The sequence below is a fragment of the Kosmotoga sp. genome (assembly GCF_982836095.1).
Genome location: NZ_CEYIHJ010000050.1, coordinates 1 through 11,021 on the forward strand (window position 1 = coordinate 1; position 11,021 = coordinate 11,021).

Annotated in this window: 11 protein-coding genes; 10 read left to right on the top strand and 1 reads right to left on the bottom strand. The window is 40.6% G+C overall.

The genetic code is table 11. From position 1 onward, the window contains the following. Both AC3LHT_RS04885 and AC3LHT_RS04890 read left to right on the top strand, forming a co-directional pair. Positions 1–751 (top strand): DMT family transporter (locus AC3LHT_RS04885; RefSeq protein WP_488662140.1); only part of this gene is annotated, 751 nt, incomplete at its 5' end. Positions 752–768: 17 nt separating this feature from the next. Continuing rightward, positions 769–1,392, top strand: a complete 624-nt coding sequence (locus tag AC3LHT_RS04890; protein WP_488662141.1) for a cyclase family protein — start codon at positions 769–771, stop codon at positions 1,390–1,392. Between the two features lies 1 nt (position 1,393). On the opposite strand, the gene AC3LHT_RS04895 is transcribed toward AC3LHT_RS04890, so the two are convergent. Beyond that, entirely contained in the window at positions 1,394–2,293 is a 900-nt protein-coding gene (locus AC3LHT_RS04895; protein ID WP_488662142.1) for an aminoglycoside 6-adenylyltransferase, read from the bottom strand. A 117-nt stretch (positions 2,294–2,410) separates the two neighbouring features. Between AC3LHT_RS04895 and AC3LHT_RS04900 the strand changes: the two genes are divergently transcribed. From AC3LHT_RS04900 to AC3LHT_RS04935, 8 genes are all read left to right on the top strand, one after another. Then, a complete protein-coding gene (locus AC3LHT_RS04900) occupies positions 2,411–3,214 on the top strand; it encodes an aldo/keto reductase (protein ID WP_488662143.1) in 804 nt (267 codons plus the stop codon). Positions 3,215–3,428: 214 nt separating this feature from the next. Beyond that, entirely contained in the window at positions 3,429–4,625 is a 1,197-nt protein-coding gene (locus tag AC3LHT_RS04905; RefSeq protein ID WP_488662144.1) for an ROK family transcriptional regulator, read from the top strand. Positions 4,626–4,641: 16 nt separating this feature from the next. Next, positions 4,642–5,892, top strand: coding sequence for an extracellular solute-binding protein (locus AC3LHT_RS04910; RefSeq protein ID WP_488662145.1), 1,251 nt, complete (start codon positions 4,642–4,644; stop codon positions 5,890–5,892). A gap of 60 nt (positions 5,893–5,952) precedes the next feature. Continuing rightward, positions 5,953–6,837 (top strand): carbohydrate ABC transporter permease, encoded by an 885-nt coding sequence (locus tag AC3LHT_RS04915; RefSeq protein ID WP_290667385.1) that lies wholly within the window; start codon positions 5,953–5,955, stop codon positions 6,835–6,837. A gap of 10 nt (positions 6,838–6,847) precedes the next feature. Continuing rightward, positions 6,848–7,678: a carbohydrate ABC transporter permease gene (locus AC3LHT_RS04920; protein ID WP_290647299.1), complete on the top strand. Its 831-nt coding sequence runs from the start codon at positions 6,848–6,850 to the stop codon at positions 7,676–7,678. Further along, positions 7,678–8,718 (top strand): glycoside hydrolase family 15 protein, encoded by a 1,041-nt coding sequence (locus AC3LHT_RS04925; protein ID WP_488662146.1) that lies wholly within the window; start codon positions 7,678–7,680, stop codon positions 8,716–8,718. Before AC3LHT_RS04920 ends, AC3LHT_RS04925 begins: the two co-directional genes overlap by 1 nt. Then, positions 8,715–10,352 (top strand): glycoside hydrolase family 66 protein, encoded by a 1,638-nt coding sequence (locus AC3LHT_RS04930; RefSeq protein WP_488662147.1) that lies wholly within the window; start codon positions 8,715–8,717, stop codon positions 10,350–10,352. Before AC3LHT_RS04925 ends, AC3LHT_RS04930 begins: the two co-directional genes overlap by 4 nt. Before the next feature lie 111 nt (positions 10,353–10,463). Next, positions 10,464–11,021: carbon-nitrogen hydrolase family protein (locus AC3LHT_RS04935; RefSeq protein ID WP_488662148.1), on the top strand; the 558-nt coding region annotated here is incomplete at its 3' end.

Below are 11,021 nucleotides of genomic sequence, written 5' to 3' on the forward strand. Positions count from 1 at the left end.
TCTTATGGGTTCTGTTGACCCCTTTTTTCTCACCTGGTTTAGATTTTTTGTGGGTGGCCTTTTTTTGCTGCTTTTCGTGAGAAAGAGACTCTCGCTCAGGAGCGTTTTGCTTCTTGCCACTGTCGGTTCAATGAATTCTATCGTTTCCATGACATTACTCCAGCTGTCTATAAAGTACGGGAATGCTTCCACAGCTGCGACTCTTGTATCCACTAATCCGTTGTTTGTTTCACTACTTGTTTTTATTGCTGGAGAGAAATTAGAAAAGAGAAAATTCTTTGGCGCTTTGCTTGGATTAATGGGAATAATTGTTTTTGCCTATGGAAAAATAGTTGGAGACACCTTTATAGGTATATTTTTCGGTGTTTCCGCTGCATTATCTTTTGCGTTGTATTCGCTCATTATGAAAAGATTCATTGTAAAATACGGAGCATTGGTTAGCACCGCATATTCTTCTTTCTTTTCCAGCATTTTATATGGAATGTTGCTGGCTATCACCGGGAAACTCTCTTTTCCAGAGCTTTCTTTTACAGGTTGGTTGGGGGTCCTATATCTTGGTATAGGAGTAACAGGGGTTGCCTATTTGACGTTTTTTAAAGCAATGGAAAGTCTTGGCGTTTCTGCGGCAAGTCGAGTCTTCTATTTAAAACCCATCGTATCCACGCTTTTCGCTGTTGCTTTTCTCTCTGAGCAATTAGGTGTGATAAAAATAATAGGGACTGCTATTGTTATCTTTTCATTGTTCCTTTGAAAATAGGAGGCATGAATATGAGCAAATTCATTGATCTGACGAGAATCATCGAAAATGGAATAGCTGTGTATCCCGGTGATGATGAGACGATTTTACGGCAGTCAAGGCATCTTGATAAAGACGGTTACAATAACCATAGGCTGGAAATAAGCATGCATAGTGGTACACATATCGATGGTCCTATGCATATGACAAACAGCAAAAAGCACATTTTAGACTTTCCACTTGAAAACTTTGTTGGAGAAGGCGTTTTGCTGGATGTCAGAGAGCAAGAAGTTATTGAGCTCAAAGAAGAGTATAAGCCTTTCATAAAAGAGAAGAGCATTGTTCTTCTTCATACCGGATGCGATGAAAAATTCGGGACTGAGGAATATTTCTTGAACAATCCTGTTGTAACAAAAGAATTCGCTGAGTTTTTAGTAGAAAGAAAAGTAAAAATGCTGGGACTTGATTCGGCTTCTCCAGACAGGTATCCCTTTGAAATACACAGGATACTCTTTTCTGGCGGTGTGCTCATCGCGGAAAATTTGACAAATCTCGACAAATTGATTGATGTAAATATCTTTGAAGTGATAGCTCTTCCGTTGAGAATAAAAGCCGATTCATCTATCGCTAGAGTAATTGCGCGTGTACCAGAGTAATCTAAAAACCAGCAGATCTTTCTTTGGCATTTCTGCTTAGTTTTTCAATTGCTGTAATATATTTTGACACCTTTTCATCCAGGTGCATCGGATAGTTGTACCCAAGGGACTTTGCCAGTTCAATTCCGAAATAGCGAAAAAGCTCTATCAGCTGAAACATTGCATCCAAATTTTCCTTAAGCTCTGAGCCGAAAAAAGTTTTTTCAAGCCTTTCGTACAATTCAGGCTCAAGATAGTGCTTGTACCACCTGCCGTGTTTTCCGGGGTTTACACTCCAGTTGTGTCTCATTCCGATATACCAATTGAGCACTTTTTCAAAGAATCCAAACCTTATGTGCTCCATCATGTATTTAGCGAAAAACAATTCATCGCGCCAGAGAGCTTTGGGGACGTATGTGATATCCCACCAAAATTCCCTAACTTGTGTGAGGAATTCTGCTTCTGTTGGCGGTGAAATATCGTATGCTCTGTGAGTTGGAGGTTTCAATTCTTTAGTCAATCTGTCTTTGTCCAGCAGGACTTTATATCCTATATCCAAAGAATCAGGAAGAATTGCTGTTTTTGAAATGAGCTCTAAGAGCTCAATCGGCCAGAGGCTGAAATCTATCCTGATACCATCACTGTATTGCATCAGTCGGGTGTATGTTTTTACACCACCGTGTTCCTTCCAAATGAATTCGTCTTTGAAAGAAGTTATCACCTCCCCGAATTTTGAAACCCATGAATCATCACCTGCATACTCAGGCAAGTCGTTTACCACAAAGATTACATCATAATCAGAGAGGATATCCGTAAAAGCTCCTGGATTTGCCCTTGAGCCCGTTAACAACACAGCTCTGACCTTTTCTTGCCTTTTTGCCCATTCCAATATTTCTTTAATTACTTCCATTTCCGTTCTCATGATATCCCTCCAATTGTTGCGGGCTAATTAGATTGTACACGGGGTGGATAAGAATATTTGGCAAAAAGGGTACATAGGGAATATAATTTCATAAACAGATTTTGAGGGGTGAAAGAAATGATATTTAAGGAACTTGGAAGCACCGGTGAAAATATACCCGCTCTTGGTCTTGGAACATGGGGGATAGGCGGTTATGAAGCACCAGATCACTCAAGAGATAAACAAACAATAGCATTGCTTGAAGAAGCTATCGAAATGGGATATACCCACATTGATACAGCAGAATATTACGCGGCGGGTCACACTGAAGAACTGATTGGAGAAGCCATACAATCTTTTGCAAGGGAAAAGCTATTTATCGTATCAAAGGTATGGCCTACCCATCTATCATCAAAAGACCTGCCAAAAGCGTTGAAAGGAAGTCTGAAAAGGCTTAATACCGACTACATAGATCTTTATCTGATACACTGGTACAATCCCGATCTTCCGCTGAAGGAATCATTAAGTGCCATGGCAGAAATGAAAAAACTCGGATTTATAAGGCATATAGGAGTTTCAAATTTCAACACAAACCAGTTGAAAAGTGCCATAGCAGTATCCTCTGAGCCAATAGTCTGCAATCAAGTTTTATACAACATCGAAGACAGGGAACCGGAAAAGGAGCTTTTGCCCTTTTGTCAGAAAAACGATATAACTCTGACCGCTTATTCACCATTGAGGAGAAAAGTGATTTCAGAAAACGTGAAAAACATTCTCGAAAAAGCTTCCAGAAAATACAACGTCTCGATTTACCAAATAATGCTCGCCTGGCTCCTTTCAAAGGAAAGAGTGGTTACTATACCAAAAGCCGCTTCTGTTGAGCACCTTAAAGAAAACCTGCAATCGCTTGAGCTTCTGGAAAATTTCGAATTGAAACTCTGAACCGGCATTTTCTAAAAAATCTTCAAAAACCGGGTGTTGCAAAACACAATCTGTTTTTTTCTTTAACCTCTTTCGTAGAAATACAAAGATATCTTTGCATATTAGCAGATAATTACTCGTAACCACAAATAACATTTGCCTACCCTGTCTTGCTTTGAGGGGAAAAAGTTTTATAATGAACTTAGTTAATTCACTGAAGAAAGAAAGTGATAAGATGAAAAGAAGGGGTTCAAAATACTTAATCAAAGAGATAAACGAAAAGCTCATATTGAGGACTATTTATAACAACAGAAAAATCGATAGGGCTTCGATAGCAAAAAAAACAGGTTTAAGCCCTGCCGCTGTAACAAAGATAACGGCGGAGCTAATTTCTCAGGGAATGGTGCTTGAAGCCGGCTCGGCCAAATCTTCAGGCGGCCGAAAGCCCATATTGCTTTCACTCAATCCACAGTATGGACAGTTTCTTGGAGTGAAAATTGGCGTCGGTTATATTGAGCTTGTGATCACTGATTTCACGGGGAAGATGCTTGAGAACCAAAGATGTGAAACAGAAGTATCTGACCCTATATCGATAATTGATGTAATAAAAAGATGCTGGGGTGAATGCAGCGCAAAGAGAAATGGACAATTACTTGGTATTGGAGTTGCTGTTTCTGGTGTTGTTGATTCAAAAGAGGGTATAGTAAGGGATTCCTTTTTGCTTGGCTGGCGTGATGTGCATATCGCTGAAATGCTCAAAAAAGCTTTTGAATGCGAAGTGCTTGTGATGAACGACGTTGATTCTTTTGCGATGAGCCATTTGTGGCTTGGAAAAGCGGGAGAATATTCAAATGCTGTTGTGATAACTCTTGGGGTTGGTATTGGTGGTGCTTTGATTATCGATGGAAAAATTCATACAGCAAAAGGTGGCGTAGGTGAAATCGGGCATATGACAGTGGTAAAAGACGGAGCAACCTGTACTTGTGGAAGCAAAGGATGCCTTGAAGCGGAAGCCTCTTTCGGTGCTCTTGTGAAAAAAGTTGCTGTTTCGACTAAAAACATGCATCTAAAAGAATTATACAAATCCGTGAAGCAGTCAGAAAGTTCAGAAATCGAATACCTTCGCGAGGCTAAAGCCCTTGACCAAAAAACATTTATGCGTGTTTTTGGTGAGTATGCCCAGCTTGTTGGTATTGCTATGAAGAACATTATCAATATGCTTGCTCCAGATTATCTGCTTATTGGTGGTGAAGCACTCGAATTTAGAGACCATTTTCTCAATGAATCCATACAATTCGCTGTAAAAAATGCCTTTGGGCGATTAGGCGATAATGTGGTCTTTGAGGTTGATGGTCTTGGCGAAGAAAGCTGGGCTTTGGGTTCGGTTTATAACCTAATGGATGAGAAACTTTTCAGGGTTTCTCAAAAATAGAAAAGGGGAGGTTTGTATGAAGAAGATATTTCTTGTACTGGCACTTTTGGTAGTTGTTGTTGCGGTGTTTGGTGTCGAAGAAATAACGTTCTGGCATACGTATAGCACCAATTCTGGGGAGTATAAGCTCCTGACCGAGAAAATCATCCCAGAATTTGAAAAGCTCCATCCAGACATAAAGGTCGTCGAAACACAGGTCAACTACGATGACATGAGACAAAGGTTGATTGTTAGTACGGCAACCGGGGAACTCGCCGACGTGATCAGAATGGATATCATTTGGGTTCCACAATTTGGTGACATTGAAGTTTTGCTGCCTTTGAATAAGGCTTTCCCGAACGAATTCAACAAACTGAAAGATCAATTCCTTCCTGGACCTCTTTCCACATGCTATTGGAATGGCAACTACTACGGCTTGCCTCTGGATACAAATACCCGTGTCCTCCTATGGAATAAAAAACTCTTTGAAGAGGCTGGCTTAGATGGTCCACCTGAAACGATGGAAGAATTTGTGAATGACATTAAGCTCCTCACGAAGGACAAAGACGGTGATGGCCAGACTGATCAATGGGGATATGCAGATTACGGGTTGGGTCCATGGAACTCCATACCATGGATTTACTCCTTTGGCGGTTATATCCTCGATCCAACGAATTCCAAAGCTGAAGGCTATGTTAATTCCGATGAAAGCATCAAGGCTTTAGAAACCTTCAAAGACCTTTATTATGACGGATACATCGCCGATACTGTTGTCGGTGGTGGAGGAATAGGGACTTTTGAAGGATATGCCGAAGATGTTTATGCTATGATTATTGCTGGACCCTGGAGTTGGCCAATTATCAAGGGACAGTATCCTGACGCTGAAATTAACTTCGCGCTTTTCCCGGCAGGCAAAGGTGGTTCAAAATCGGTAGTAGGCGGAGAAGATATAGTCATTTCTGCTTTCTCAGAGCACAAAGAAGCCGCATGGGAATTTGCGAAATATATGACTTCCTATGAAGTTCAGAAGGCTTTTGTTGAAGTAAGCCAGATGCCTGTAAGAAAAGACCTTGTTGAAGACCCTATTATTCAAAACCATCCATACTTCCATACTTTCATGAAACAGCTCGAAACAGCCGTAGCTCGTTCACCACATCCTGGATGGAATCAGATCAACGATATAATGGACCTCGCATGGCAAAATGCTATTGTTGCAGATTATAATCCCGATTTTGCTCTTTGGGAAGCAGCGATGGATATCGAAGAAGTCTTATCAGAGTTTGAATGATTCGTTTATTCACAATTTAAGAGGGGAGAGCACCTCCCCTCTTTTTAAGGAGTGTCTTCAGTGAAACGTGAAGTGAGACGAAAATGGGCTGGATTTCTCTTTGTACTTCCCGGGCTTCTCAGCTATCTCATATGGACACTTTATCCAATAATCAAGAGTTTCCTGATGAGCCTCTACAAATGGAATATCAATCCGAGAATTCCAAATGAGTTCGTTGGATTATCCAATTACGTAAAGCTCTTTCACGATGACAAATTTTATACTGCTTTGATTAACACGCTTAAATATGTGATCGTAACTGTGCCGGGCCAGATGATCATAGGCCTTCTTATCGCGGTTTTGCTTACAAGAGGATTGAAAGGCCAAACGTTTTTTAGACTACTTTACTATTTGCCAGTTATAACCTCCTGGGTAGTAGTTTCGGTGCTTTTTCAATATCTCTTTGCTACACGTGGTGGACTGGTGAATTATCTGTTGAAAGACTTGCTTCACCTGATTAACAGAGATATCAGATGGCTGGCGCAGGAAAATACCGCAATGATACCAATCTACGTGCTTGGTATCTGGAAAGGCATAGGTTGGAGTATGCTCATCTTTCTTGCCGGGCTTCAAGGGATACCCAAACAATTATATGAAGCGGCGAGAATTGATGGGGCTAATGGCTGGATGCTACTCAGGAAGATTACGATTCCAATGTTACGACCGGTAATAGCATTCCAGACAGTTATGCTAACAATTGGAGGATTCAACGTTTTTCTCTCTGTTTACGTGATAACCGGTGGTGGCCCCCGGAATTCAACACAGGTCTTGAGTAGTTATATGTTTAAAGAAGCCTTTGATTACTTCCATTTTGGGTATGGTGCAGCAATAGCTGTGATATTTTTCTTGATAGTTTTCACTATTGCCCAAATTCAGCGAAAACTCTTTAAGAGAGAGATTTACTGAGGTGTTGATCATGAAAAAGAAAATAATGGATCTGATTATCTATACGCTTCTCTTTATTGGTGCAATTATCATGTGTTTTCCCTTTTATTATATGGTGGTGACTTCACTAAAAGAATCCGCCTACATCTTCACAGTACCACCACAGATGATACCAAAACCCGCAACTTTTGAGAATTACAAGACAGTTTGGGTAGAAGCCGATTTCAAACTCTACTTTTTGAACTCTTTGAAAATCACGTTACCTGCAGTTCTATTGAACGTTTTTCTCTCTTCGTTAACCGCCTATGGTTTTGCGCGGTTTAAATTTCCCGGAAAAGAGCTCTGGTTTTCTGTGCTCATTGCAACTCTGGCTGTTCCGGGCTTATTGCTGATAATTCCTCAATTCGACATGATAAGGAAAGTCCCCTTTTTCATGGACAATCCCCTTACAATTGTCCTAACAAGTGGGATTGGAGGGATAGCCTTCAACGCGTTCTTTTTGAGAGGTTTTTTTGAAAGCATACCCAGAGAGCTTGAAGAAGCGGCAGAACTGGATGGTTGTGGCATATTCAAGACGTACTGGCATATAGCCATGCCGCTTGCCAGGCCGGCTTTGGCAACGTTGGTTATTATGTCATTCTTGGGGGTTTGGGATGATTATTTCTGGCCATCTCTCATTTTAAGAGATAAACGTGATTGGACCCTTCCAATTGGGATACTGGGTTTCAGAGCCCAACACGGAGTACAATGGCATTTGCTCTTTGCAGGCACAATTATCGCCATTTTGCCGGTGCTTATCATCTATTTTATGTTCCAAAAATATTTTGTAAAAGCTGTCGCTGAAGGGGGTTTGAAAATATAATGGATTTCTCAGAGTATTCCATTCAAATAATCCACACCAATCAATCTCCACAAGGCGCATATATTGCGTCACCAAATTTTTCCCAATACGGATATTGCTGGTTTCGAGACGGCTCGTTTATAGCAGCTGCAATGGCCAGAGCAGGGAATATGGAATCAGCTGAAAAGTTTTTCAGATGGGGATTCCAGATAATTGCGGGTCAAAAACCAAGAATTGAAAAGCTCCTCGCTACCTCGAATGACTTTATAACCCACAATGACCTGCTTCCAACACGGTATAACCTTGATGGGACTCTAACATCAGATGACTGGCCAAATGGGCAAAGCGATGGTTATGGAACCTTTCTTTGGGCTGTTGAGAAATATGCTCCACAAGATTTAATAGATGAAAATAGAGGACTCATTGAACTGCTCTCAAAATACTTGATAAAGGTTTGGAGAATCCCCTGCTACGATGTCTGGGAAGAAAATCCTGGAGGGATTCATACTTCTACGCTCTTTTCAATAGCTGCTGGGCTACGAGCGGCAGAGAAGATTCTTCACAGAGAAACCGGGTGGATAGAAATTATGAGTTTTATTGAAAAAGAACTCATGGAATGTAATAGGCTGAAGAAATCAACTCTAAGCAGTGATGTCGATGCAAGCCTTATCTGGGGGGCAGTTCCCTTTGAACTCTTTCCCATCGATAACCCGGTGATGGTTAACACTGTGAAGTCAATTGAAAATAGACTGTATGTAAACGGTGGAGTTAAACGTTACTCCACAGATACCTATTTTGGTGGAGGAAGCTGGATTTTGCTTTCAGCAACTCTTGCTCAGTATTATGTTAGAAGCGGGGAGCTTGAAAAAGCAAAAATAATAAAAAAATGGATAGAAAGCCATTTCAATGACAAAGGGCTCCCGGAGCAGGTACCTGAATACCTGATAGATAGCGCGAAATATCCTGAATGGGTTGAGCTCTGGGGAGAGATAGCCAGACCTCTGTTGTGGTCTCATGCCAACCATCTGGAATTGCTGCTCGATCTGGAGGGCAAAGTATGAAGAAAGAACGAGTTTGCTTTCTATTAGTTGTTATTTTACTCTCTTGCTTTGGAGGTGCTATTGTGAAGTTGAATTTTGATAAAGCCTTTTACGCCCCTGGAAGCAAAATGACATTGTTTATCGAAGGACTTGATAACCCCGTTGAATATGAACTCAAAATTTCTCGTGGAGTAACGCCAATCCTTTGCAAGAGCGGGAGTACTACTGGAACAATAAAATTAGATGTACCCCAGGAGACTGGAGGATATGGAATAGATATAAGATTAGCCAATGAAAGCATCAGCAGAGGATTTTCGGTGTTGAACAATTGGACAGATTCGCCAAGATATGGATTCCTTACTGATTTCTTTCCTGAGCGTTATGATATTGAGAAAACGATGAATTATCTTGTGCAATTCCACATAAACGGTCTTCAGTACTACGATTGGATGTATGATTATGGGAAACTCGTGTATGATGAAGGCGATGAATACAAAGATGCCTGGCAAAGGGTAAGAAAAATATCCAACACTACACTAAAGGATTTAATAAAGGAAGGTCACAAACGGAATATCGCCTCTATGGCTTACGTTGCACTTTATGCATGTAACAGTGAACTCGGAAAGCAACATCCAGAATGGCTTCTTTATAAAAAAGATGGTGACAGCTGGACTCCCGTAGATTTCTACAAAAAGATATTGATAACAAATACGTTGGAAGATTCAAGCTGGACGAGATTTCTCATAGGCGAGTGTAAAAAGACCATTGAATTCGGATTTGATGGGATACATCTTGACCAATATGGATATCCAAAAGACCTCACTTCCTATATATTAAAAGATGGGAAATACATTCCATATAGAACATCTCAAGGATTTTTGGAATTCATAAACTTGCTAAAAGAAGAAACAAACAGACCTGTCATTTTCAATTATGTGAACAACTGGCCGAATAAAATTCAAGACAAAGCAGAAGCTGATGCGGTTTATATCGAGCCATGGGAAAGCTGTAATACATATGAAGACCTCTACAAGATGATAACGGATGCTAAAGAAAGAAGTGGTGGCAAGCCTGTAATTCTGGCGGCTTATCTTGAAGGTATAAAGAAACACAGTATATTTTTAGCCGATTCAGTCATTGCCGTAAGTGGAGGCAGAAGGCTTGAAATTGGAGAAATCATGCGCATACTTTCCGGCCCTTATTTTCCGGGCGCAGATGTCATAGATATGAAAGTTCTTGATGCCCTAAAGGCTTATTACGATTTTCAAGTTAGATATGAGGATTTCTTGAACGGCACATTTGACGAATTATCTGATGTGCATTTTGAAGAAAGCTATTCAACCAGCCCAAAAAAAGGAAAGATTTGGGTTACTGTTAAAAATTCAGAACAAGGTTTGATGATTAACTTTGTAAATTTGATGAATGCAAGAAGTTCATTATGGAGGCACAAACAACGAGCACCTGAAGAATATTCTAACCTGACTATAAACCTTCCAAAAAGCCTTATCCCTGAAAACTCACATTTTTACTTCATATCACCTGATGGTTATATCGCGCCGCAGGAAATAAAAGGAGAAATAATTGGCGATAAAATAAAGCTACCCCTCCTTCACCTGAAATACTGGTCAGCAATTTTGGTTATTCCAGCAACATAAAACGGGAGCGGAAGCTCCCGTTTTTATTTAAGGGCTTTCGAAACCACCTTGCCTATCATTTGGAGTCATGATAGATTTTTAGATGATACATCCAAAGTTAGGAGGGTCTTCATGAAATGTGCTGTTGCAATCAATAAAATCCATGCAAGCAAAGAAGAAAATTTCTTAATAATCCGTAGCTTAATTAAAGAAGCTGCTGATAACGGTGCCGGGTTAGTTCTTTTTCCTGAAGCTGCCCTTACAGGCTTAATCAATACCGATTTGCCCGAAAATGACCTCGCTTTAGGCGAAAATGTTTCTGGAAAATACATCAATGAGCTTGTATCGTTATCCAAGAAGCTGGGAATCTGGATAGCCACAGGTTTTTTCGAAATAGAAGATGGTGCTTTATATGATAGTGCTGTGCTAATCTCACCTGATGGGAATATTGCTCTTAAGCACCGTCGAACTGATTCTGGCTGGCATTCACCAAGAGCTCCAAAAGAAGTTTATAAAGAAGGAACAGAACACCTTGTGATCGAGACTCCTTTCGGCAGAGTTGCTTTTCTTGTTTGTGGCGAACTTTTTCATGACGATGCGCTTGATGCAGTGAAAGAACTAAAGCCTGACCTGGTACTTGTTCCTATGGCAAGAAGCGCTTATGAAGTGGAAGATGTCCAGGATTGGTGG